The following is a 24983-nucleotide window of genomic DNA, read 5'->3' on the forward strand; positions in this document are numbered from 1 at the left end:
ACATAATATACGGAGAATATTGCTTTGGATATTACCGAACTTTTAGCCTTTAGTGTTAAAAATAAAGCTTCTGATTTACATCTTTCTGCTGGATTACCACCAATTATTCGTGTTGATGGCGAAATGCGTCGTCTAAATATTCCTGCCTTAGAGCACAAAGAGGTTCATGGCCTAATTTATGAAATCATGAATGATAAGCAACGCAAGGAATATGAAGAAAACTTAGAAACGGATTTTTCATTCGAGGTCAAAGACCTATCCCGTTTCAGGGTGAACGCTTTTATGCAAAATCGTGGGGCAGCCGCCGTACTTAGGACAATCCCTAGTGAAATATTGAGCTTGGATGACTTAGGTGCGCCCGATATATTCAAAGATATCATCAATCAACCTACAGGTATTGTGTTGGTTACAGGCGCTACCGGTTCAGGTAAAAGTACCACTTTGGCGGCTATGATTGATCACATCAACAAGACTAAGCGCGAACATATTCTTACAATTGAAGACCCTATCGAATTTGTGCACGAAAACAAAATGTGTGTTCTCAACCAGCGTGAAGTTCATCGTGACACCCATAGTTTTAACAATGCACTACGTTCTGCCCTGCGGGAAGATCCAGATATTATTCTAGTGGGTGAGTTACGGGATTTAGAAACCATCAGGTTAGCTATTTCGGCTGCGGAAACGGGCCACTTAGTATTTGGTACTTTGCACACCAACTCAGCGCCTAAAACTATCGATCGATTAATTGACGTATTCCCTGCGGCTGAAAAGTCCATGATACGTTCAATGTTGTCTGAATCTCTTCGTGCCGTTATCTCGCAAACCTTATTGAAGAAAAATGGTGGAGGACGAGTCGCCGCCCATGAAATCATGTTGGGTATTCCGGCTATTCGTAACCTGATCCGTGAAGACAAAGTGCCGCAGATGTATTCGGTGATTCAAACTGGTCAATCTCACGGTATGCAAACTATGGATCAGTGTTTACAAAAGCTGGTGGCTCAAGGACTTATTTCTCCACAAGACGCAGCAGCAAAGTCTGTTGATAAAAAAATCTCTCCCGGTTTTTAAGGATTTATTATGGAACTCACCCCTTATCTTGAAGCAATGCAAGACTTAGGCGCATCAGATTTATTTGTCACTGTTGGTTTCCCTGTTAGTGCTAAAGTCAATGGACAAATGACACCCGTTGGCAGCAGTAATCTGTCAGAAGAAGAAGCATTGGCTTTAGTTCATGACGCTATGAACGACAAGCAACGAGAAGAGTTTGAGCGAACCAAAGAGTGTAACTTTGCCATTGCCCGAGATGACATTGGTCGTTTTCGTTGTAGTGCTTTTTGGCAAAGGGACATGGCCGGTATGGTTGTCAGGCGTATTGTGACGCAGATCCCTCAGGTTGAAGCTTTAGGGCTGCCTGATACATTAAAAGACGTCATCATGTCTAAAAGAGGCTTGTTGTTGTTTGTTGGTGCCACAGGTACGGGTAAATCAACCTCATTGGCTGCTTTGATGGGACATAGAAATCAGCATTCTCGTGGGCATATTTTAACTATAGAAGACCCTATTGAATTTGTGCATGAACACGGCAATTGCGTAGTCACTCAGCGAGAGGTTGGTATAGATACTCAATCTTTCGATGATGCGTTAAAAAGTTCATTACGTCAGGCCCCTGATGTCATTCTGATTGGTGAAATTCGCTCTATGGAAACCATGGAATATGCCATGTCATTTGCTGATACGGGGCATTTATGTGTGGCAACACTGCATGCTAATAATGCGAATCAGGCTATTGAACGTATCATGCATTTAGCGCCCCCTGAACAACATGAAAAACTCAGATTTGATTTGAGTTTAAATATGCGGGCGATAGTGGCGCAACAATTGGTGCCTACACCAGATGGTAATGGCCGAGTCGCTGCCATTGAAATCCTTCTAAATTCCCCCTTAGTGACTGACCTTATTCAACGTAATGAAATTGGTGGCCTAAAAGAAGCCATGAAAAAAGGTAAAGAGATGGGGATGCAGAGTTTTGACATGGCTCTGTACGAATTATACAAGGCCGGTAAAGTGACACTCGAACATGCGATCCATCATGCTGATTCACCGAATGACCTCCGATTAATGATTAAGTTGGATTCTGATGAAGGAAATCAGCTAGGATCACTGTCTAATGTATCTATTGATATGGATTAATAGATAACTTCAGACATTAATTGGTGGCAGAGTGAAGAAAGTATATACCCATACCGACCGTTTTATGGTGTTTCAAATTAAGCAACTGTTGGATGACAAAGGCATTGATTGCTTTATTAAAAACGAATTTGCAATTGGTGCTGTAGGCGAATTATCTGCAGTTGATGCAACGCCAGAGGTGTGGATTGTTGATGAGGAGTGGTTGCCCAAAGTTGAACAGTTTATTCGACGCTTTGAGGAGCTGCCTGAGAGTTCTGAACCTTGGCTTTGTAAAACATGTAATGAACTAAATGAGCCTAACTTTGAAGTTTGCTGGCAATGTGGTACCGACAGCTATGCCAACTAGCCAAGCTGATAAGGAGCAAATTGAATCCTTTATTGAGGCTATGTGGTTAGAAAAAGGCTTGAGTGAAAATACCTTGAGTGCTTATCGTGCAGACCTAACTAAATTTGCAGTGTATTTGCAGCAATCATCGGCACAAGTTTCTGAAATTCAATTGAGTAACTTTGCACAAGATACCCTAAGTCAATACTTGGCCACTCGTTATGATGGCGGGTTATCAGAAAGAAGTACCTCAAGACTTTTAAGCAGTATACGTAGCTTATGCCAATACATGTTACGGCAAAAAATCCGTTCGGATGATCCCATTAGTTTAATGCAAAATCCCAAACTCCCGCAGACATTACCAAAAACCTTAAGTGAATCTCAGGTTGATGATTTACTCAACGCACCGCAAACAGATGAACCTATACAGCTTAGAGATAAGGCTATGTTAGAGGTGTTGTATGCCACTGGATTGCGAGTTACTGAATTGATTAGCCTAAGACTTGACCAAGTCAGTTTAGTACAAGGAGTCGTTAGGGTGACTGGGAAAGGAAATAAAGAACGTTTAGTGCCATTAGGTGAAGAAGCCATTGAATGGATTACACGGTTCTTAAAAGAGGGTAGAACTTTATTGCTGAAATCTGAAAGCGATATAGTGTTTCCCAGCAAGCGAGGGGTTGCTATGACCCGACAAACTTTTTGGCATAGAGTTAAAATATACAGTCAAATAGCGGGTATAAAAACCGAGTTATCTCCTCATACCTTACGCCACGCATTCGCTACTCATTTGTTGAATCATGGTGCCGACTTAAGGGTAGTGCAAATGTTGTTGGGACACAGTGATTTGTCTACTACTCAAATTTATACCCATGTGGCAACAGAACGGTTACAAAAGTTAGTAGCTGAGCATCATCCAAGAGGCTAATGTGTTAAAAATGCGTATTCTGCTCTTGGGTTAAGTGTTTGATTCGGCTAAACTTGGCCTTTACAATTTATCGTCTTTAATTTGAAATTATTTTTCTTTATTAGGGTCATATAAATATTGAAATTACTTGGGAAACCTAATGAAAAAGCGGACAAAAATTAGCAACATCATAGCTGGCTTGATATTAAGCATTAGTTTTACTGCTTCGGCGGCCGATGAGACCGAAACATATGAACAAGTGAAGTCTAAAATTGAGAAAAATTTAAGGATGCAAGTCAGCTCTATTGGTGATGCACCAGTGTCTGGCTTGTTACAAGTTTTGACCGAGCGAGGCCTATTCTACACGAGCACTGACGGAAAATATTTATTGCAAGCTCGTATTTTTGATGTTGAAGATGGTATGCGTAATATCACTGAAGATACTTTAGGTAAGGTTCGTATTGATGGCTTAAAGACGTTCGAAAACGACATAATCGAATATAAAGCCAAAGATGAAAAATATGTTGTGAATGTGTTTACAGATATCACCTGTGGATATTGCCGTAAATTGCATAATCAAATGGACGAATATAATAACTTGGGTATCACAGTACGATACTTGGCTTTTCCTAGATCAGGTATAAATAGTGCGTCATACAACGACATGGTATCTGTTTGGTGTGCTGATAACCCCCAAGAAGCTATGAATAATGCAAAAGCAGGGTCAAATGTTACTAGCAAAAGCTGTAGTACCAAAGTTGCTGAGCAGTATGTTTTTGGTCAGCAAATTGGAGTAGGCGGTACGCCAAATATTATTTTGCCTGATGGGTCAGTTATCCCCGGATACCAACCACCAAGCAAATTAGAAGAAGCCCTTAAAGCTACCCTGTAAGCCTTCTTTCACGTTTTGTATCAAGCCCGTTATATACGGGCTTTTGTTTTTGTCCTTCAAAATATAGATAGCCCTTATGCCTAATGTGCAAATACGCCGCAGAGAACAACAAGGTAGTAGCCACTTGCCAAATACTCTGCACCCAAGAATCAAACAAATTTACGCTGACCGTGGAATTGAAAGTGAGTCAGAGCTGCAGAGAAATGTTCAATCTTTACTGCATTACCAAGATTTAACTGGTGTAAATAAAGCGGTTAAGTTACTTGCAGACGCCATTATGACTGAGCGCAGGATCATGGTCATAGGGGACTTTGATGCAGATGGCGCAACCAGCACCGCCTTGAGTATGCTGTCATTAGCGTGGATGGGCTCAAAGCATCACGATTATCTAGTACCTAACCGCTTTGACTTTGGTTATGGCTTAAGCCCAGAAATTGTAGAAATAGCTCACCAACAAAAAGCACAGTTAATTATGACTGTAGATAATGGTATTGCCTGTTTTGCTGGCGTAGAAAAAGCTAAGTTATTAGGGATGAACGTGGTGATCACTGACCATCATTTAGCGGCAGAATCTCTACCCAATGCAGATGCAATTGTTAACCCCAACCAACCAGGATGTGAATTTTTATCTAAGAACTTAGCAGGTGTTGGGGTCGCATTTTACCTCATGCTAGCCTTAAGGGCTGAGCTAAAACAAATTGGGTGGTTTCAGCAAAAAGGAATACCCATACCAAATTTGGCAGACTTACTTGACGTTGTAGCCTTGGGAACAGTTGCAGATGTAGTACCTCTTGATGCGAATAATCGAATTTTAGTTCATCAAGGTCTGCAACGAATTCGAGGTAATAAATGTCGACCCGGTATTAAAGCCATTATGGAGGTTGCCTCTCGGGATAAGCGTCGTATGCAAGCATCAGATTTGGGATTTGTGATTGGTCCACGCTTAAATGCTGCTGGGCGTTTAGATGATATGTCACTAGGTATTGAGTGCTTGTTGACTGACTCTGATGCCAAAGCAAGGGAAATTGCCGTACAACTTGATGGCCTTAATCGAGAGCGTCGAGAAATTGAAGGTTCGATGCAGCAAGAAGCCATAAAGGCCTTAGATAACTTAGATTTAGAAACTGATACGCTTCCTTTTGGTTTGGTGTTGTACGAAGAGACCTATCATCAAGGTGTGATTGGCATTTTAGCTGGGCGTATCAAAGAAAAGTATTATCGTCCTACTATCGCTTTTGCACATCATGACGATGACAATCTAAAGGGATCTGCTCGTTCAATACCTGGTTTACACATTCGAGATTTATTAGAAGAACTGAATAGCCGTTATCCAGATATTATCGGTAAATTTGGCGGCCATGCAATGGCGGCTGGATTAAGTCTACCTTTGAAAAATTTACATGTATTCAAGCAGGTTTTTAATCAGCTTGCAGAAGAGGCGTTAGCGGGTAAACCCCTCGCTGGAGAATTAGTCACTGATGGTGATTTAGCTGCTGCAGATTTCACCTTGGATTTTGCACAGCAAATAAAAGATGCCGGACCTTGGGGGCAACAGTTTCCAGAGCCACTATTTGATGGAGAGTTTCAATTAGTTGAGCAACGCCTAGTTGGTAGTAAGCATTTAAAAATGATGCTTAAACACCCTAGTGGAATGCTTATAGATGCCATCGCTTTTAATGTGGATTTGGCTTTATGGCCAAACCTTGATTGCCGTCATGTATGCGTGGCATACAAACTAGATATTAACGAGTTTCGTGGTAAAACTAGTTTACAATTGATGGTTGATGGGTTGATCGCTATATAAAGCGGTCGTTTGGGTCTTAAGCATTTATGAAATATCCTAAAAGTGATAGACTAGTTTCTTTATCGAATTAAAAAAATGTTATGGCAAAAAAATCTGATGTAGAAAAGCTACTAGACAAGCACGATAACCTCACCCACTCAGAAGACATGTCTGTTGTTTCTCATGTTCAAAGAAAAGATGATGATTGGTTTGCAAATACGTTAATGATTGACGGTACTGATGTTCCTTTCAAATTTCGTCGTAGAAAAATGTACAAAAATCTAACGGGTGCCAGAGTTAATCTCACATACTATCCTATCACAGAAGAAATCGCTGGAATGGAATTTGAAGCCATGAAAGTGGTGCGAATTAAAGTTAGTTAACTTACCGCTATTTAATCTTTGGCCTAAGGTGAAATCTGTTGGTTTCTGAATCGCTACATGGTTTTGTTTTACATAGACGTGCTTACAGAGAAACCAGCTTCCTGACTGATCTTTTTACTTTAGAAATGGGTAAAGTAAGTGCGGTGATTAAGGGCGTTAGAGGAAACAAAAATGACAAAAAAAGCTTGCTGCAACCCTTTCAGCCATTATTGTTTAGTCTCTCTGGTAAACATGAATTACGCAATCTAAACCAATTAGAGTCAGCGGGTAAAACGCTAAAGTTAAGTGGGCATCCGTTATTTTGCGCTATGTATTTAAATGAGTTACTGAATAGGTTATTACCTAAAGAAGTCCCCCATCCTGAGCTTTTTGAATATTACAAAGCCAGCTTAACAGCGCTACAAAGTGAATGTGAAATAGAGCCATGTTTGCGCCAGTTTGAGCTGCTGTTATTGGATGAGTTGGGGTACGGTATGGATTTAAATCATGATTTTGAAACTGGCCAAAGTATTGAAGCGCATGTCGATTACTGTTTGGTTTTAGAGCAAGGTATTAAAGTTATAGGGCCTGAATCAATTGGCTCTAATCGTTTTTCAGGTGAATCTTTAATTGCTATTAGCAATAATATCTGGACAACAAATAGTTTAAAATGTGCGAAGTATATTACACGTACTGCACTGGCTCATTTGTTAGGCTCTAAACCGTTGAAAAGTAGAGAGCTTTTTCAGCAAAATTGGGCCTCAAATAGCATAACAAGAGGTGATAAGCTTAAATGAAAGAAATTTTGCTTGGTGTTAACATTGACCATATTGCAACCCTCCGTAATGCAAGGGGGACTCATTACCCAGATCCTGTTCATGCGGCAGAGATTGCAGAGCGTGCCGGAGCTGATGGGATTACTATTCATCTAAGAGAAGATAGACGGCATATCGTCGACAGAGATGTCCAAATTTTAAAACAAACTATTCAAACCCGTATGAATTTGGAAATGGCAGTCACAGATGAGATGTTATTGATTGCAGAGCAGACTCAGCCAGAGTTTTGTTGTTTAGTGCCTGAGAAAAGAGAAGAGTTAACCACCGAAGGTGGTTTGGATGTTGCTGGCCATCTTTCTAAAATGACAGCTGCATGTGAACGTTTGGCTGCGGCAGGTATATTGGTTTCGTTGTTTATTGATGCGGATAAAACGCAAATTGATGCCGCTATAGCAGCAGGTGCGCCATATATTGAAATTCATACTGGGCAATACGCTGAAGCTAACAATGAACTAGAACAGCAGAAAGAGCTGGCTGTGTTAGTAGAGGGTATTAAGTATGCTCATTCTAAAGGCTTAAAGGTTAATGCTGGTCATGGTTTGCATTATCACAATGTGAAACCCATCGCAGCTATAGAGGAGTTATACGAGTTAAATATTGGTCATGCCATTATAGCTCGGGCTGCTTTTGATGGTTTGGCAAAGGCAGTAAGCGATATGCGCAAGCTTATGCAAGAAGCCAGGGTGTAGCGAATCTATGGCGATAGCAGGTTTAGGCACCGACATAGTGGAAATTGTACGTATGGAGCATCTTATTAGTCACTCTACCCGTATAGCTGAGCGTATTTTAACTACTGCAGAGTTGCAGATATTTGAAAGTCATAAGTTTCCTGCACAGTTTTTAGCTAAGCGATTTGCCGCGAAAGAAGCTGCTGTAAAAGCCCTAGGCACAGGTATTGCTAACGGAGTAGGCTTTAAAGATGTTGAAGTTGTAAATCTTCCATCAGGTCAGCCCAGTCTGGTGTTTACTGGTAAATTTGCTGAAATTTGTGAACAAAAACAGATTAATAATAGTTTTATATCGATTTCTGATGAGAAGCACTACGCCGTTGTTACTGTGGTCTTAGAGTCACTTTAATAATATGCACTCGATTGGTGCTGATTTTATCCTGTTTGTGGCAAGACATAGTGGTTGATTGATAGTTTTAATACCTAGCCCGGTGAGACAGACTCACGAAATAGTTGTGGATTGTGAACATCCCAATTTACATATCGAAGCAGATATACCTGAAGTAAGGCTTGTTTTATGGTTTCAATTCGTAAAGTACATGAAGAAAAGCGCCCTCCATTTTCAGAATGGTTAGCAGGTCTCAACTTGCCGGAGTCAAGCAAGCAGAAGATTCGTGACGTTTCGGATACCCCAGAAATATTACTCACCGGCCAAGAAATGGTGGAAATTCTCCATGAGTTACATATGGATGATGAAACTCTACAAGCCGCTCTTATCTATCCTTATTGTGAAGTTCATCAATTAAACGAAGATGAGATAACCGAGCAGTTTGGTGAAGGAATTCAAAAGTTAATTGTCGGTGTAAGGCGCATGGATGCCATCAAATCTCTGCATACACGGGCTAACAGTTCCCGCAAAAATGATGAGGCACAAATCGATAACGTTAGGCGTATGTTGCTCGCCATGGTTGAAGATGTTCGAGCCGTGGTGCTTAAGCTTGCAGAACGTATTTGTGCCTTACAAACAGCAAAAAAAGAGGATGAAGAAACTCGAGTATTAGTGGCCCGTGAATGTTCAAATATCTATGCCCCATTAGCCAATAGGTTAGGTATTGGGCAATTAAAGTGGGAGCTCGAAGATCACTCTTTTCGTTATTTACATCCTCAGTCTTACAAACAGATTGCTAAGTTATTAGATGAACGCCGAACTGATAGAGAGGTGTACATCGTTGATTTTGTGGAAGAGTTGCAATCTATTCTTGATACGCAAAAAATAAAAGCTAAGGTTTACGGTCGGCCTAAACATATTTATAGCATCTGGAAAAAGATGCAGAAAAAAGACCTCAGTTTTGAACAGCTGTATGATATTCGTGCTGTTAGAATTATTGCTGAACGACTACAAGACTGTTATGCCGCATTGGGTGTAGTGCATGCCAATTGGCATCATTTACCACAAGAGTTTGATGACTATATTGCGACGCCAAAATCTAATGGATACCAGTCAATTCATACTGTGACTTTAGGTAAGCAAGGCAAGACTATAGAGATACAAATCCGTACCGATAAAATGCATCAAGACGCAGAGTTGGGTGTAGCTGCTCATTGGCGTTACAAAGAAGGCACTGCATCTGGGCGCACAGGATACGAAGAACGAATCAATTGGCTCCGCAAAATTTTGCAGTGGCAAGATGAAGTGTCGGATTCTGGTGATTTAGTAGAAGAGCTCCGAAGCCAAGTATTTGATGATAGGGTATATGTATTTACGCCTAATGGTGATGTGGTTGACTTGCCTCTAGGTTCTACTCCCTTGGACTTTGCTTATTACATTCATAGTAATGTTGGCCATAGGTGCAACGGTGCAAAAGTAGGGGGCCGAATTGTGCCTTTTACCTATCAATTGCAAACGGGTGATCAAGTCGAAGTCTTAACGGGTAAACATTCTAATCCTAGTCGTGATTGGATGCACCCAGGACTAGGCTATGTGTACTCTTCACGAGCGCGAGCAAAAATTCAAACCTACTTCAAAAGACAAGACAAGAGTAAAAATGCGGTAGCTGGAAAAGAATTATTAGATAGAGAATTAGGTAAATTAGGCATAGACGGTAAAGTGGCCACTGATGCTATTGAGCGTTTCAATATGCAAAGCCTAGAAGATTTGTATGCTGCTTTAGGTGCTGGCGATATTCGTATTATGCAAGTTGTACATTATCTACAACAAAAGCATGCACCAGAGCCAGAGCCTGAGTTAGATCTGAAAGTCGTACCACGAAAACCTTCAAACCATAAAAAAGATACTATAGTAGTAGAAGGTGTAGGTAATTTACTTCATCAAATTGCAAGGTGTTGTCAGCCTCTGCCAGGTGAACCAATACAAGGTTATATTACGCAAGGCCGTGGGGTGAGTGTTCACCGGCAAGACTGTGAACAATTAGCACATTTACTCGAGACTCATCCAGAAAGGCAGATAGATGTAAATTGGGCCAGCGATATACAAGGAGCATTTCAAACTAAGGTGGTGGTGCAGAGTACCGATAGGGCTGGTGTGCTTAGAGATGTTACTACAGTTTTAACTAACGAAAGAGTGAGTTTACTTGGGGTGAATAGCTCCAGTGATACTAAACTTAATACAGCCAAAATTGAGCTAAGTATTGAAGTTAAAGACCTAACTACCTTGCTAAAAACCATAGCAAGATTGCAGTCAGTGAAAGGTGTAACTAATGTTTATAAAACGGATAATGGTTAACCCTTGGTGAAGCAAAATAGCGCGGCTATAGAGCAACTTCTACACATTATGAAACGTTTGCGTGATCCTGTTACTGGTTGCCCTTGGGATCTAAAACAAACGTTTGAAACGCTTGTGCCATATACAATTGAGGAAACGTATGAAGTAGTCGACGCCATATCCCGCAAAGATATGGGCGATATAAAAGATGAACTTGGCGATTTATTGTTTCAAGTGGTGTTTTATGGCCAATTAGGGGAAGAGCAACAAGTCTTTACCTTTGACGATATTGTCCAAGGCATAAGTGATAAATTAATACGACGCCACCCTCATGTTTTTGGGGATAGTCAAATTCAAAATGATCAAGAACTGTCTCAGCAATGGGATGATATTAAAACGCAAGAACGCATTAAAGCAGGCAAGAATGACGACCTGAGTGTGTTAGCGAATATTCCTAGCGGCGTGACTCCTTTAACAAAGGCCCATAAGTTGCAAAAACAGTGTGCTAAAGTAGGATTTGACTGGCCCACAATTGAACCTGTTGTAGGCAAAGTTAAAGAAGAAATCCAAGAAGTAATGGAAGAAGTCCAAGTAGAAACTCCAAATCAACAAAGAATAGAAGAGGAAATCGGTGATTTGTTGTTTTCAGTGGTTAACCTTGCAAGACACCTCAATGTAAATGCCGAAAGCGCTTTAATTAAGGCTAATCACAAATTTGAACAGCGGTTTAGGCAAGTAGAAGTAACACTAGAAAATCATGAGTCTTCAATTTATTCTGCAAGTTTAGATGAAATGGAAGCAGCATGGCAACGGGTGAAAAACTAAAGTAGTAGTTTTTCAATATTTCGAGTTTGGATTGTTTAAGATCTAAACTTTTATGTCGATACTAATCTGATGAAATTAGTAAATAAAGGATCTATATGTTTGTCTTATCTTCACAGTACAAAGAAGTAGAATCACAGAAAAAAGAATTACAGCAAACCGTCGTTGAATTATCGCAGCAAATCGATGCTTTACAAGCAGAAAATACAGAGCTTAAGGCTGACGCAGAGGCTAAATCTTTAGCCGCGTTATCACCTAATAGTTACGAAAAAGTATTAATCAAGTGTACCTTAGACTCAATGGGCCAAGTTGAAGGTATTAGGCAAACAGTACTTGAGTCATTTCAACGCATTGAAAAGCAAAGTGAGTCCATTGCAGATATTAATCATTTATTTGACAGTTCAACCGAATCTTTAGACACAATAGCTACATCTATGGATGGCTTAAGCTCAAAAATGGTTGCTATGACGAGTAATATTTCCGGGCTTTCAGATAAAGCAGATAATATTAATACATTCGTAACAACTATCACTAATATCTCTGATCAAACTAATTTATTAGCCTTAAATGCAGCAATTGAAGCAGCAAGGGCAGGTGATGCTGGACGGGGGTTTAGTGTGGTTGCAGACGAAGTGCGCTCTTTGGCCAATGAAACAAATAAATCAGCTAGCGAAGTCGCAGATTTAGTGGGTGATATTATTTCATCTACTAAAAGTGCAGTGGATTCGGTGGATGAAATCAAAACTAACAACGATACATTATCTATTGGTGTTGGTGAGTTAAACAATAATTTTAGTTCAATTATTGCTTGTTGTAATACCATGAAAGATGCAATAACAACAGGCTCTCACCGCTCCTTTATCCAAACCGTTAAGTTAGACCACATTGTTTGGAAGAGTGAAGTTTATGCCGTTATCTATGGGATGAAAAATAAAAACATTAATGATTTTACAGATCATAAAATGAGTCGTTTAGGGATATGGTATCACGCAGAAGGAAAACAAAAATATTCTGATAATGCGTCTTTCAGAAGTCTAGAACGTCCCTATGAAGAAGTGCATTCAAATGGATTAAAAGCGATTCAGCTTTTTGTTGATGATAATAAAGATGATGCGGTGAAATACCTAGTGAAAATGGAACAATCCAGTAATCAAGTCATGTCTTGCTTGAGTGACTTGAAAGATTTGTTTTAATCTTATTGTTAAGAGAACCGCTCGCACATTTCAAAGGTCATAAACTGCCTCTTTACAACAAAGAAGCAGTTTATAGCCTAACGTCAATCCTTAACGGGGCGTTTAGGTTAATTCTATCTCAGTGCTATTAACCAGAGTTCTGGATAAGAAGCATCATTAAAACTTATTTTAACGATATATTTCAATAACTTGCTACTATCCACCCAAATATATTCACTTAAAGGCTCACTCGATGAAGAAATTTTGAGTGTATAGCAAGGCGGATTGTCGTAGGTAAAAACGTGTTATTGCTAGACAATCCGACGTAGGCACAAAAAGAGCGTTAGCGAGAGGTTCGGCTTATCCATTATTCAGGTTTATTAGTCTACTACGTGAAACTAATCCAGCAAATATCACTAGTAGGGTTAGCCAGGTTAAGCTTCCCCCTCCTGATGAATTACCAGACGTATCTGGTGTCGGTAGGAAGGTAGTCTCGGGAACTGAGAAGTTAACATTACGAATAAACCCTTTGTCATTCCCTGCTCTCGTATTTAAATCTTTACTGTATGTCCAAGTAATGATGTTTTCACCTGCTGATAATTCAATGCTGTATTCACTAAACTCAACTTCTCCTGATATAAAATCGAGTAATTCATCGTTTAAGTACACGAAGAGTGCATCGTAGGGTTCATAGTCTGCATCTGTAATTTCTAAATCTGTGTTTTCTTCTGATGATACGGCCCACTCGAAGGTAAAGGTACCTTCTCCATCTACTACAGCGACGACAGTACTTTCTTGTAAGTCGCTAATGGCTCCGCTTTCAATACCTTGCTGGGCATTCGAAACCCAACCGAGTGTTTCTGAGCCTCCACTAAACCAATTGACAGCTGTTTCTCCTACTAAGGCGCCAATTGAGTTGGACGTACCTAATGCTAGTGCGGTTAGATTTAAGCTGTTTGATGGTATATTTTCGTCATCAGTTACAATATTAATAATTGCGTTCAAGTCTTCACTAATAGTTGGAGAGTAACTGACTGTGATGTCACAGCTTTCAGTAGCTTCAAGAGTAGAGCAATTCGAATTTTCTATACTGATCGCTGTGCTACCACTCAGGTCAAAGCTAAATGACACCGTTGATACACTATTGTTGGATACTGTAAAGTCTTCTGTGTAAGCTCTGCCCTCTAAGACACTTCCAAAGTCGAATCGAGCTTCGATTGCTACACCACCGGTTATGCTATTTATCCAATCTATATATTGAGATACTCGGGTATACACTCCAGGGTAGCCTTCTGCTGCGCAGCCAAATCCAAAGCTCACTATGCCAACCTGTTGCACTCCAGAACCCGTATTAATAACTAAAGGTCCACCACTGTCACCTTGACAAGAACCTTTTCCTCCGTCAGCAATAGCGGCACAAATCATATTGTTGGTTATATCTGAGTCATCAACAAATACATTTTCATTTAATCTGTTTATGCATTGCTCATTAGTCATTAACTGCAAGTCGACTTCACGTAAGACGTCAGGGAAACCTGAAGTAGGGCCCTCTCCAGGTTCATAACCAGTTGTTCCTCCCCAACCCGCTACTGTCGCTATACTGTTTTCTATAGCATATTGAGAGGTAACCTCTGAAGTCGCAATAGTTACTGTTGTTGTGTTAACAGATTCTGTTAGTTCAATGATTGCAATATCATTTTCAAATGTGCTGCCATTATAGGAAGGGTGTATATAAACGTTAGCTATGTCTATGGCGTTATCTGCGCCGTCTGATAAGTCGTACTCACCAATATTCATTTGAAGAAAGCTAGCGCTACCATCATCAACACAATGGGCCGCTGTTATTACCCACTTGTCACCAATAAAAGAGCCTCCGCAAACAATTTCCTGAGCGACAGCATCAGCATCACTTACGCTTAATGAAGCTTCGCTACCCACTAGTTCTAATAAGGCTAATCCATCGATTCTAGTGACTGCAACGACAGGAATTGAGCCTGTGTAATCGGAGCCTAAGGTGCCAGAAATGTTCCCCTCTTCTTCATTATTATAAATGATTGCGCCTACACCACCCGCAGTTTCACAATTATTAGCTTTTTCAGAAAAATTGACTTCGCCTCGTTCGATGAGACAAACTTTTGCATCAGCATCTACACATATATCGTCTGCAATTCCACAGGACACTAGTTCAGCACTTGCTGAGCCAGATACACCGAAAGTAAAGTAGTCACTAATATAACTAACATTATTAACTTCTAAGCTGGTGGTAATAACATTGGTAGTGTTTACATACGCTGCTATCCATGGCCAATCATTCGTGTCGGCTACCTCACCCCCAACGATTCGAGATTCTATTAAAGAGTCCTTGTTTTTAGTATTTAATAAATTGCTGTCACTAGCGGAAAATACATAGGGAGAAATAGTAAGTATCACCCAAGAGAAAATGGCAGTAAGCAGTCTATTCATTAAATAAATTCCTAAATAATACAAGTAGTAGTCATAAGTTAAAGAGATAGCTTGTTGTAACTATACAATATAGCGACTAAAAGTCAGACCAGCCATTTTGGTGATTTAATTTCAAATGTCAAAGAATAGGCAACGAATATGCAGATTTACCTAAAGTCTTTGGTGCCAAACGCGATAAATAAAGTAGTAAGCATTCTATTGGCGTAAATCTCATTTGCTAAGTTCTGAAAGTACACTTGATGCTAGCTCTAGGCAATTCATTTTATCCAGTGATTTTGAGCTAAATGGAGACCTAAATAGAGCATCACAACAAGGAGCCAATTTTGCGCTATTGATGGCAATGTTAGAGCCAAATAGCTTGCACCGTCCTAGGTTTGAACAGTCTGATTCAGCGCAAACTTTGTTAGTTGATAACTCTGAGCTTTGTCATTATAGAAGCTCACAATTAGAAGCTAGCCAAGAATACTGGCAAGGCTGCAACAATGCTGCGAAATTGATAACAAGTGGTTCTTTGGCTTCAGCTCAGTTGTGGTTAGCTATGCACCCAGAGCCTTTGTCGCATTACAATAACGCACTTAGACTAGATGATGATGTTCTCGCCAATACCAGTATGTATACGCAAAGTCGAATGAAAAGCCAAACAGATAAAGGTATTAAAGTCGATGAAACAGGATTATTTGATATTTTGGATGAACTAACTCCGTCAGCAACTTAGCTTACTTAATAATACTTTGTATTTTTGTTCGAAATTGAGTTAATCAGTAGGGTTCTCAGCTGTTTTATCTTCTGCTTTTTTCACGCGTATTTTATTATCCCCAAGTACTTTGTAATTTAAATTTTTAATTGCCGCTTTGGCTTCCCCCGTCTTTGGCATTTCAACAAACCCAAACCCCTTTGACTTGCCACTGGCAGAATCTACAACTAAATTGCAAGATTGCACGGCTCCATACTCAGCAAACAATAACATGAGCTCATCTTCTGTGGTTGCGCGATCTAAGTTACGAATTAGTATTTTCATAAAATGCTCCTATGTGTAAAAAGTGATTGAGCTAATTTCAAGGTTAACCCTTTTTTAATAGCGCTACTATGCCACATGCGCTAGTCCAAAAGTGACTATTACTTAAATATGCATTTAAACAATGGCTAAATGCTTAAAAATTGACTCATTAATTATACTTTAATGGGTATTTGGAGAATCAGGAGACTGATGAAAAGCAACAAAGATGATATTTTTTAATAGGAATAACGTACTTTTTAGCCCGAAATGCTAATTGCCCGCTTAGCAATGGTCTTAATAATCTTACTCAAGTTGCTAGAAACATAGAATAACGTTGTAATTTTGATTATGAGCAATACATGTGAAGTTGAAGTTATTTGTCTTGAAGTAAATAATAATCTACTCTCGTTTAGTGCTTTCACTTTTTAGCTTGGGAGCATGACGAATGCTACAACATCGTTATTGTAGTCACCGGTTGTTTTGTACTCTCTGTAGCCTTTGGATGCTGATATTCCTACAGCATAGTTAACTCCCTTGTAATTAAGCAATAATGAATCTTGTTGGCCATTGCCCAGCATTAATAATGATTTGTCTAAATCAAGAATTTCACCTACTTTCTGTGGCGAATTTTCGGTATGAGAAATTATCATGCCGTCTCTTTGGCAATAGAACGCAAAACAACCTTGCAAAGCGATACCTTGTTCGTCAGTCGGTAAGGTGTCACTTAGCATTTCTTTGAATTCAGGTGTGCTATCGAACACGATTCCAATACCCCCAATAACTGTTGGCTGGCCTATGCTAGTAATGGATGCATTGTAGATATATGTATAATTGCCCTGATATTGGTTACTCGGAGTAAAGCTTGATACCGTATATGTCTGAGAGTCTGTATTTTGTAACGCCTCTTGTGCACCGCTATGCTGCTCCGTGAGTTGGCCTATCATGTCCGCTTGTTCTTTGTTTGACACTGCGATAATAATGCCATTTTTATCGTATACATATAGGTTGGTATACACAGTGTATAAGTCGTTAATGTAATACAAAATGTCAGTGATTTCTTGTTTCGCTAAGTCTGTTAGTTTAGCTTCTTGTAAATGCTCTCTAAAAACAGTGGTTAATGCCCACCATCTGCAGTCATTGGCCCTTTCGTAGAGGTTACGATCCATTATATCTATGGCTAGACTGGCGAAAAACCTTACGTCACTTAACCTTGCGCTTAACACTGTGTCTTGCAGGTTATCTATAGAGTCTGAAAAAATTGACGTGATACCTTGACCCGTTTTTTTGATTTCCGAAAGTACAGGCATAAATTCAACTGCGTCATTTCTAGCTGCCGCAATAATACCGTTTAACACCACTAAGCTAAGATCGTCATTAATTAACCTAGAGCTTCTGTATATTTCTTTCAGATCATCAGAAAATAACTCGGACTCCAATAAAGTAAAGGCATTTTCTTTTGACTCTTGGGTCTCTGTAGAGTGTTTAAATGCCTCTTTTAGCGGTGTCATAACCTGACCACACCAAGATAATCCCATAAAGCCTTGATACCCTTTGGTATTAGACTGTGTTGACAAATATTCTTGTTTATTAAATTTTAATAAGATGGGTGCGTCATGTTTTGGGAGTTTATCATCTAGAGGTATCTTTTCTGGATGGTTAGTGGCAATGACTGTGCCTCTGTTGTCTACAATTGTAATTATACTGGCGGCGCTTTCTGACTGTAAGTTGTTAAAAATCCCTTGCATTTCATCATCAAACCGAAAACACAAACATAATACACCTAATATTTCAGCGTCTTGTTGGTTGTTGCTTCTAATAACACAAGAGTAGATCAATGAATGGTCAAGCTGTGGCTGAAGACCACTCTTACGAAAGGTTTCTAAGTAGTCTTCGTTAGTGTTCAATGTGTTAGCTATTATCGGGTCGTCACTGTGGGTGATTTGGTTGTTAGGGTCTAAGTTAACCTGAACATTTCCTTGGGGATCCAAAATTATGATTTCATCATAAACACTATATTTTTTAACATATTCCTGCAAACGTGCTTGAAGTGCTATGACATCATTTGCATCTTTGTTTGGCTTTAATAAAAACGCTCTAATGTCATCGTCAGTAGCCAAAAATCCTACATCCGCCGTACGTTCAAATAAATTCCTAATGAGAATGTCGATGGCCACTTGAGATTTGTTGTGGTCGTCTGCAATACGCTTTTGTAAGTGAGCCCTTAACAAGTTTTCAATTAGCCTGCCTTGCAATTTAGAAAACTTCTCTCTTGTATAATGCATTTCTTCGAGAATACTGTCTGACACATTCTGACTATTAATCTTACCTATTAATGATATCTTTCCCCACCAATGATTAAGCGCTTGTAGACGTTCATCATAGGTTTTAATTAGAGGAATAACAGACTTTAACTGTTGTTCATTATTAGAAAGTAAAGTATTCAAAATGCTGTCGCCTATTTATTATTATTGTTATTAAACAGACGTCCTTATCTATTTGAATCATCGACCATAACTTGGTTAGCTTTAGTATTAAAATCAAAAATTGCTTGCTATGCAATGACTATTTTTATGAATAAGATGGTGTGTAACTATCTGAATGTCATAAATAAATTTTGAGTGGCCAATGTATCTACGACTTTAGTATTAATTTTGGTCTGTGTTGCTATGTTTGATGCTAGCGTTTATTATTTTTTTTCAAATAGCTTTTCTATGTCTAAAAGAAATAATAATGAAAATATTTACAGCCTGTGCTTTAGCTGCTTTTTATTGTGTTTATGCCCTGAGTAATTCAACATTTACGCTAGGCCAGCCAAGTGAAGCGAAGTCATGAACCGTTTTGCTGAGTTAGCCCTTGAATGCCTTCATAAAGAGGCCGGCATAAACTCTGTTATTCACGAGATGCATTACATGGGAAGCCATTGGTTAGGTAGCTTTGCCACCTATTAGAAACACAAGCTGGTTTACAATAAGCCAACACTCCGATTACTTGTAATTTTTAGGTGACAGGATTTGTCATTTTCACCAAAAAATTATGAGTTCAATAAAAACTATCATTGCGACATTTTAAATATTGAATATTAGCTCCCACCAATTAAAAGATTTTGAAAACACATGTTTTACTGACTTCACTGTGCCTATTGAAGGCTATGACGTACCAGAGCGTTTTACATTCCCATTTTATTATGAGCCACATCCTTTGTGCATGCTTGCTGCAGAGCAATTGCAAGGCTATCTGCAAAGTCAAAAAAGTTGGTATCACAATTTTGGTTTGTCTGATGACCCCAACCTCATTATTGGCAAGATGTTTGGTGTGCTACTGGTACGAAATACACGAGGTGAGTTAGGCTTTATTTCTGCTTTTTCAGGTAAGTTAGCTAAAAAAAGTCATATTAATGGCTTTGTCCCGCCTGTATTTGATTTGTTAGCTAAAGATAGTTTTTTTCTGGCTGAACAGGTCGCGATTAACCAATTAAATGAGCAAATAGAAATCAAAGAAAATGCCCCTAATTTAATTGTTTTAACACAGCATTTAGAGCAGGTTAAAGCTGATTGTGAGCAGCAATTAGCAGCACTTAGAGAAGAATTAATAGCTAACCGTAAAGCGCGAAAGGCCAAGCGAAAAACGCTAACAAACCAAGAAGATAATGATAGCCGCGAAGACGCTCTTAAAGAGTTAGCGGTGCAAAGTGTTTATGACAAGTGGCGTTTAAAAGACCTAACCAACGAGACGCAAAGCGCGATAGAAAAAGCGCAGCAGCAGCTTGCAGAGTTGACTGAAGATATCGCTACGTTAAAGGGACAACGAAAAACCTTATCTGCCAACTTACAAAAAAAGATATTTTCTCAATATCAGTTTTTAAACCAAGAGTTAGTGCCTAAAAGCCTACTAGACATATTTGCAGAAACAGCACTTAAAACACCTCCTGCAGGAGCAGGAGAATGCGCCGCACCTAAATTGTTACATTACGCCTTTGAACATCAGCTTACGCCTTTGGCTATGGCCGAGTTTTGGTGGGGGGCGTCACCTAAGTCCGAAATCAGGCAACACAAACAATATTACCCAGCTTGCATGGGAAAATGTCACCCTATTTTAAATCACATGCTAATTGGTTTAGAGGTTGAGGATAACCCTCTTATTCAAAATTGTTGTGAGGATAAAACCTTAGAAATCATCCACCAAGATGAAGATATCGTTATTGTTAATAAGCCCACAGAGTTTTTATCTGTGCCCGGTAAAGAAATCTCTGACTCAGTGTATTTGCGCATTAAGAAGCAGTTTCCTGATGCTACTGGCCCTTTAATTGTGCACCGGTTAGATATGTCTACATCTGGATTAATGGTGTTAGCACTTAACCCTAAAGCGAATAAATTTTTGCAAAAGCAATTTATACAGCGGGATGTCTATAAAGAATATGTCGCCTTAATATCAGGGCTACCAGAGCAAGAACAAGGTGAAATAAACCTGCCAATGCGGGGCGACTATTTCGACAGGCCTAGGCAGATTATTTGCCAGAAAGACGGCAAGCCTGCAAAAACGTATTGGCAAGTGCTCAAGCGTTACCCGGATACCAACCAAGCTAAAGTATTGCTTACTCCGCATACGGGTCGTACTCACCAATTAAGGTTGCACTGTGCCCACGCAGAAGGGTTAAATATGCCCATAGTAGGAGATGATTTATACGGCGTTCGCACTAATCGTTTACACCTACATGCCCAAAGCCTGACGATTAGGCACCCAAAAAGTAACGAGCTAATGACCTTTAAAGTTGAATCAGAGTTTTAAGGTTTCAATTGGCTTTTAAGAACTAACCTTTAAGGAGAGTAATAACGATGACAACCCGAATTGCTATGTGGTCTGGCCCTCGTAATATTTCAACCGCTATGATGCGAAGTTGGGAAAACCGCAGCGATTGTGAGGTGATAGATGAGCCTTTTTATGGTTTTTATTTAAAGCAAACCCAAAGTCCTCACCCTTGTTTTGAAGACATTCTTGCTGAGCAAAGTACCTCTTACCCAGAGGTCGTGACAAATTTGACCCAAACACACTGTAAAACTCAATTTCAATACCAAAAACATATGACTCATCACATGTTAGACGGGGTAGACCTTTCGTGGACCAAAAATCTTAAACATTGCTTTTTAATTCGTGACCCTGCTCAAGTCGTTAATTCATACACAAACAGCATGGGGCAATGCCGTGCTCAAGATATAGGTATTGTCAGACAAGCAGAGTTGTACCATGAGATAACGCAAATTACTGGACAGAGTATTCCTGTTATTGACTCAAATGATGTTCTTAAAAACCCTGAGTATATCTTGTCTGAAGTGTGTAAGGCGTTGGCGATACCCTTTGATATGGGAATGTTAGCTTGGCCAAAAGGCCCTCGAGAGTCTGACGGAGTTTGGGCCAAACATTGGTATCACAGTGTTGAGAAATCTACAGGGTTTGCACCCTATGGGCAGCGACAGCTTGCACTCAATGAACAACAGTTAAAAGTGGTAGAAGAAGTACAGCCTTACTACGAACAAATGGCAAAATTGCAGATCGTTTTACCCGATGCTTAAATGAGTAAAAATCAGCGGTAGTCAAAGCGGCTACCGCTACTTAGCTTGTTATTTTTTAACTTATGTTACTCGCTTGGGATCATCGGCAATAAAATACTAGAAGGATATTGCTTGCTCATGTGTATGGTTTGATTGGCTACCTTCATTTGTGAGGTTTTTGCAAAGTCTGCCCCAGTGTTAAGGTTTCGTGCCAATCTTGGATAATTACTGCTAGTTACATCAATACGAATACGGTCACCGGGCGACAACATATAACTGCTGGCCCACATGTCGACTTTATACTTATAGACCTTTCCGGGTTCGATTAACTTAGGCGTATCAAAACCTTCTCTGTACCTTGCTCTAATTACACCATCAACCAAATTAAAGGCAGTGCCGTCAGGCTTCACAATTATGAGTTTTGCCATAAAGTCAGTGTCGGGTGCACTGCTAGACGCATAAATTTCAGCACTAATTGGGCCGGTAAACTCTGTCGCTTTAGTAAAAGGCTTTGTCACAAATCTAAGAATATCTTTGCGACCATCAAGGGGCTTTTGATCGTATGGGCCCCGTAATTTAGGCATCATAATATTGCCGCCAAGGGTAGGAACTGGGTCGGCAGGATCATAATCATACTTCAGTGTGCCAGATGTTGCGGTAGGCGCTTTATCAGAAAGCGACTTATCTGCATGCAGGTAATAGGGGCGGTACTCGGTTCTGGCTAATGGCCACTCTTGTTCGTCGCGCCATACGTTTTCACCCATAATAAATAGGCGTACAGGGGCTTTGCCCGATACTAAATTTGAATTGGCATCACTGCCTTTCATCCAGTAGTCAAACCACTCAATTAACATGTCGGGCGTATCAATCAGTGAGGTTTCACCAAACTCTACGTCACCTAATTTTGAAGACCTGTTCCAGCCATGTGACCATGGGCCAATGATTAAACGCTGACCGTTTCTAGAGGTGGCCGACGCCGACTCTTTCGCCATTGTTTGGTAACTGCCTATGGTGCTGCGTAAAAATACATCAAACCAACCGCCAATATTGAGCGCAGGAACTGCCATTTCTGTGGCACGGGCTTCTAAATTTAAAGGTTTCCAATAATCATCATATGAAGGATGGTTAAGCCAATCTTGAAAGTGCGGGACCTTAAAACCAACATTTTCGGCCAAGTTCTCTAAAGGTAAGTGGCTAATACCATTGACCCAATCAATAGGGAACGACATATTGGTTCTGCTGCCCGCTAGGCCTATTCCCCAACTTGCTCGTGATAATAGAGAAAACGCGCCACCTGGATAAGCTACATCTCGATAATAATTGCCCGGGCTAACCGCCGGCGCAATGGCAACCAACGCAGGGTTTTTGTTGATGGCGGCCAACCACTGCACTGATGCAAGGTACGACGAGCCAAACATGCCCACTTTACCGTCAGACCACGACTGCTTTGCAATCCAAGTAAGGGTGTCATCGCCATCGTTTATTTCTTGAAAATAAGGATACCATTTACCTTCTGAGTCATACCTGCCACGAACAGATTGAAACACCAAGGCATAGCCGTTAGCGGTCGCAAATTTGGCATATTTTTGTCTACCCGCGCTTGAGCCATTGGTATACATGTCACGTATGAGTAGGGTGGGGTACTTGCCGTCTGAGGTAGGTAAATAAATGTCGGTGGTAAGGTTAACCCCATCGCGCATGGCAACAGGCACGTGGTACATCACCTTAAGGGTGTCTGGGAACGCTTGTTTAAAATCTGGAAAACTTTGCCCGTGGCTTATTGACGATAACGATAACGTTATAATTAGCCCAAACACTAGTTGTCGCATACTCATAAAATCCTCACATGTTTTATTGTTATTAGAATGAATGTCGTGGATACGTCAACACTACTGCTTTATTAATTTTAAGTAAACAAGGGCGAGTTATCAGAAAAGATAAAGCAGGATATATGGACCATTACCAAAGTCCTATTTTATAAAGGTTAGGACTAGACAGTGAACAATGGATAACCCTCACAACTGAGTTCGAACAACACTTTTACTATGCAGCAGGCAGTGAGCATGTGATGCGAGTATTTGCAGGCCACACGAACCACAAACGCATACGAGGGATAGGCAAGGCTAAAACCTTACTCAAACGAGCTTAGCTTCAAACACTCTGCTAATATATCCCCCATCAAGCCTTCGCTTGCCTGAAATTCAGGTAACTAGCCCCATTTTATCAACTTAAAAGAAGTGTTTGTAATATCCATCCAAAATCTCAACCCAGAGTCAAAAAATAGCTCATTTACTGTTAATTAAATGGACGAATTTATGTAAGTATTTTATCTTGTGTGTCTAGTTTGAGACTCAGTCATGGAGAAAAATTGAACATGGATGTAATTGTAAATATTGTTTGTTTTGGCGCTGGCGCACTATCGATTTATTTGACTGCATACCTAAAAGTGAAAGGGAAGAATAAAGCGCTAATTGAAGACAACCAAAAACTAGAAGAAGAAAAACAAAAAATCATCGCAAAATATCGCGCTGAGACAGAAGAAATAAAAAAACAACACTCACTAGATATTGAAAAAAGAAAATATCAATATGAGGATAAAAGAGCACAATTTTCAAAATACTTTGCGCTATTAGACGAATTTCATGGAAAATGTAATTCTATTTTTTTAGAAAAGTTTCAACCAATAATGACAGAGTTTTTATCTGGTTGTTTAGAAGAAGATGAATCAGTTAAAAATCAGGCTATCGTCAAATATAACAAAGATGTTCAAGCTTTAGTGTTCGAATTGAACGAAGAGCACCTAAAAGTAAAATCCGAACAAAATAGCATTCGTTTAATAGCATCCTCTAAAGTTGATACCTTGTTGGATAACTTAGAAATTGCGGTTAAAAATGCTACTGACTCTTCAACAGAAATGCTTAGAGTTATGTCTACTTCTGAATTCCGGGCAGATCAGTCAATAATTGCACCTTACCAAGAAAAGTCTGCAAATTATGGGCTGAAGGTTCAAAGTAGCCATAGTGCTTTAAAAAAGCAAATGAAACTGGAGTTAAACGAGATTTAACAGCTTATTTTATCTTGGCTGTCTAGTTTGAGAATCTTAAATACTAAAGGATTAATTTATGATTGAAGCAGTAGTAGAAGGTTTCTTTTATACGCTAGGTGAAATATTAGCGTATACATTATGGCCTTTACTTTATTATTCTGGTTGGCTTGTCTTAAAAGTTATAACCTTTGGTAGTTATCCTCCTAAATCCGATCCAATGTCATTTAATCCAAACAATCATTCAAAGGTTTTTGT

At 39.7% G+C, this 24983-nt stretch carries 21 protein-coding genes and 1 pseudogene; 18 read left to right on the forward strand and 4 right to left on the reverse strand.

Annotated features, from left to right (window positions below; all coding sequences use genetic code 11):
- The first annotated feature begins 24 nt into the window (after positions 1 to 24).
- The 13 genes from ABJD71_RS09820 (at position 25) to ABJD71_RS09880 (ending at position 12697) form a co-directional block, all read left to right on the forward strand.
- A complete protein-coding gene (locus tag ABJD71_RS09820; protein WP_348168173.1) occupies positions 25 to 1068 on the forward strand; it encodes a type IV pilus twitching motility protein PilT in 1044 nt (347 codons plus the stop codon).
- A 9-nt stretch (positions 1069 to 1077) separates the two neighbouring features.
- Entirely contained in the window at positions 1078 to 2190 is a 1113-nt protein-coding gene (locus ABJD71_RS09825) for a PilT/PilU family type 4a pilus ATPase (RefSeq protein WP_348168176.1), read from the forward strand.
- 31 nt (positions 2191 to 2221) lie between these two features.
- Positions 2222 to 2536 carry a DUF2007 domain-containing protein gene (locus tag ABJD71_RS09830; protein WP_348168179.1) on the forward strand — a complete coding sequence of 105 codons (315 nt, stop codon included), beginning with the start codon at positions 2222 to 2224 and terminating at the stop codon, positions 2534 to 2536.
- Entirely contained in the window at positions 2526 to 3440 is a 915-nt protein-coding gene (xerD, locus tag ABJD71_RS09835) for a site-specific tyrosine recombinase XerD (RefSeq protein WP_348168237.1), read from the forward strand. The genes ABJD71_RS09830 and xerD overlap by 11 nt, the downstream gene beginning before the upstream one ends.
- Before the next feature lie 139 nt (positions 3441 to 3579).
- A complete protein-coding gene (dsbC, locus tag ABJD71_RS09840) occupies positions 3580 to 4311 on the forward strand; it encodes a bifunctional protein-disulfide isomerase/oxidoreductase DsbC (protein WP_348168182.1) in 732 nt (243 codons plus the stop codon).
- Between the two features lie 85 nt (positions 4312 to 4396).
- The gene (recJ, locus tag ABJD71_RS09845) at positions 4397 to 6115 is read left to right on the forward strand and encodes a single-stranded-DNA-specific exonuclease RecJ (RefSeq protein WP_348168240.1); all 1719 of its coding nucleotides are present in this window, start codon (positions 4397 to 4399) and stop codon (positions 6113 to 6115) included.
- An 80-nt stretch (positions 6116 to 6195) separates the two neighbouring features.
- Positions 6196 to 6477 carry a hypothetical protein gene (locus tag ABJD71_RS09850; protein WP_348168185.1) on the forward strand — a complete coding sequence of 94 codons (282 nt, stop codon included), beginning with the start codon at positions 6196 to 6198 and terminating at the stop codon, positions 6475 to 6477.
- 38 nt (positions 6478 to 6515) lie between these two features.
- Positions 6516 to 7253 carry a DNA repair protein RecO gene (gene recO / locus ABJD71_RS09855; protein WP_348168188.1) on the forward strand — a complete coding sequence of 246 codons (738 nt, stop codon included), beginning with the start codon at positions 6516 to 6518 and terminating at the stop codon, positions 7251 to 7253.
- Entirely contained in the window at positions 7250 to 7981 is a 732-nt protein-coding gene (pdxJ, locus tag ABJD71_RS09860; protein ID WP_348168191.1) for a pyridoxine 5'-phosphate synthase, read from the forward strand. The genes recO and pdxJ overlap by 4 nt, the downstream gene beginning before the upstream one ends.
- A gap of 7 nt (positions 7982 to 7988) precedes the next feature.
- Positions 7989 to 8369 (forward strand): holo-ACP synthase, encoded by a 381-nt coding sequence (gene acpS, locus ABJD71_RS09865; protein ID WP_348168194.1) that lies wholly within the window; start codon positions 7989 to 7991, stop codon positions 8367 to 8369.
- A gap of 168 nt (positions 8370 to 8537) precedes the next feature.
- A complete protein-coding gene (gene relA, locus ABJD71_RS09870; RefSeq protein WP_348168197.1) occupies positions 8538 to 10703 on the forward strand; it encodes a GTP diphosphokinase in 2166 nt (721 codons plus the stop codon).
- A 6-nt stretch (positions 10704 to 10709) separates the two neighbouring features.
- Complete coding sequence (mazG, locus tag ABJD71_RS09875) at positions 10710 to 11507, forward strand: nucleoside triphosphate pyrophosphohydrolase (protein WP_348168200.1); 798 nt, start codon at positions 10710 to 10712, stop codon at positions 11505 to 11507.
- 95 nt (positions 11508 to 11602) lie between these two features.
- Positions 11603 to 12697 (forward strand): methyl-accepting chemotaxis protein, encoded by a 1095-nt coding sequence (locus tag ABJD71_RS09880; protein ID WP_348168203.1) that lies wholly within the window; start codon positions 11603 to 11605, stop codon positions 12695 to 12697.
- Positions 12698 to 13036: 339 nt separating this feature from the next.
- Here the strand turns inward: ABJD71_RS09880 and ABJD71_RS09885 are convergent, their stop codons facing one another.
- Positions 13037 to 15139, reverse strand: a complete 2103-nt coding sequence (locus tag ABJD71_RS09885) for a trypsin-like serine protease (protein WP_348168206.1) — start codon at positions 15137 to 15139, stop codon at positions 13037 to 13039.
- A gap of 214 nt (positions 15140 to 15353) precedes the next feature.
- On the opposite strand from ABJD71_RS09885, the gene ABJD71_RS09890 reads away from it, so the two are divergent.
- A complete protein-coding gene (locus ABJD71_RS09890) occupies positions 15354 to 15854 on the forward strand; it encodes a VC2046/SO_2500 family protein (RefSeq protein WP_348168209.1) in 501 nt (166 codons plus the stop codon).
- 39 nt (positions 15855 to 15893) lie between these two features.
- On the opposite strand, the gene ABJD71_RS09895 is transcribed toward ABJD71_RS09890, so the two are convergent.
- On the reverse strand, positions 15894 to 16157 hold the full coding sequence (locus ABJD71_RS09895; protein WP_348168212.1) for an RNA-binding protein: 264 nt from the start codon (positions 16155 to 16157) through the stop codon (positions 15894 to 15896).
- Positions 16158 to 16561: 404 nt separating this feature from the next.
- On the reverse strand, positions 16562 to 18580 hold the full coding sequence (locus ABJD71_RS09900; RefSeq protein ID WP_348168215.1) for a hypothetical protein: 2019 nt from the start codon (positions 18578 to 18580) through the stop codon (positions 16562 to 16564).
- 628 nt (positions 18581 to 19208) lie between these two features.
- On the opposite strand from ABJD71_RS09900, the gene ABJD71_RS09905 reads away from it, so the two are divergent.
- Positions 19209 to 20921 carry a pseudouridine synthase gene (locus tag ABJD71_RS09905; RefSeq protein WP_348168218.1) on the forward strand — a complete coding sequence of 571 codons (1713 nt, stop codon included), beginning with the start codon at positions 19209 to 19211 and terminating at the stop codon, positions 20919 to 20921.
- 47 nt (positions 20922 to 20968) lie between these two features.
- A complete protein-coding gene (locus ABJD71_RS09910) occupies positions 20969 to 21703 on the forward strand; it encodes an HAD family hydrolase (protein ID WP_348168221.1) in 735 nt (244 codons plus the stop codon).
- Positions 21704 to 21768: 65 nt separating this feature from the next.
- On the opposite strand, the gene ABJD71_RS09915 is transcribed toward ABJD71_RS09910, so the two are convergent.
- A complete protein-coding gene (locus ABJD71_RS09915; RefSeq protein WP_348168224.1) occupies positions 21769 to 23517 on the reverse strand; it encodes a CocE/NonD family hydrolase in 1749 nt (582 codons plus the stop codon).
- Positions 23518 to 23600: 83 nt separating this feature from the next.
- Here ABJD71_RS09915 and ABJD71_RS09920 point away from each other — a divergent pair.
- Both ABJD71_RS09920 and ABJD71_RS09925 read left to right on the forward strand, forming a co-directional pair.
- A pseudogene (locus tag ABJD71_RS09920) lies at positions 23601 to 23831 on the forward strand (transposase); the annotation flags it as partial.
- A gap of 225 nt (positions 23832 to 24056) precedes the next feature.
- Positions 24057 to 24746 carry a hypothetical protein gene (locus ABJD71_RS09925; RefSeq protein ID WP_348168227.1) on the forward strand — a complete coding sequence of 230 codons (690 nt, stop codon included), beginning with the start codon at positions 24057 to 24059 and terminating at the stop codon, positions 24744 to 24746.
- The last annotated feature ends 237 nt before the right edge of the window (positions 24747 to 24983 follow it).

Origin of the sequence: Paraglaciecola sp. (genome assembly GCF_039943935.1) — a bacterium.
Classification (GTDB): domain Bacteria; phylum Pseudomonadota; class Gammaproteobacteria; order Enterobacterales; family Alteromonadaceae; genus Paraglaciecola.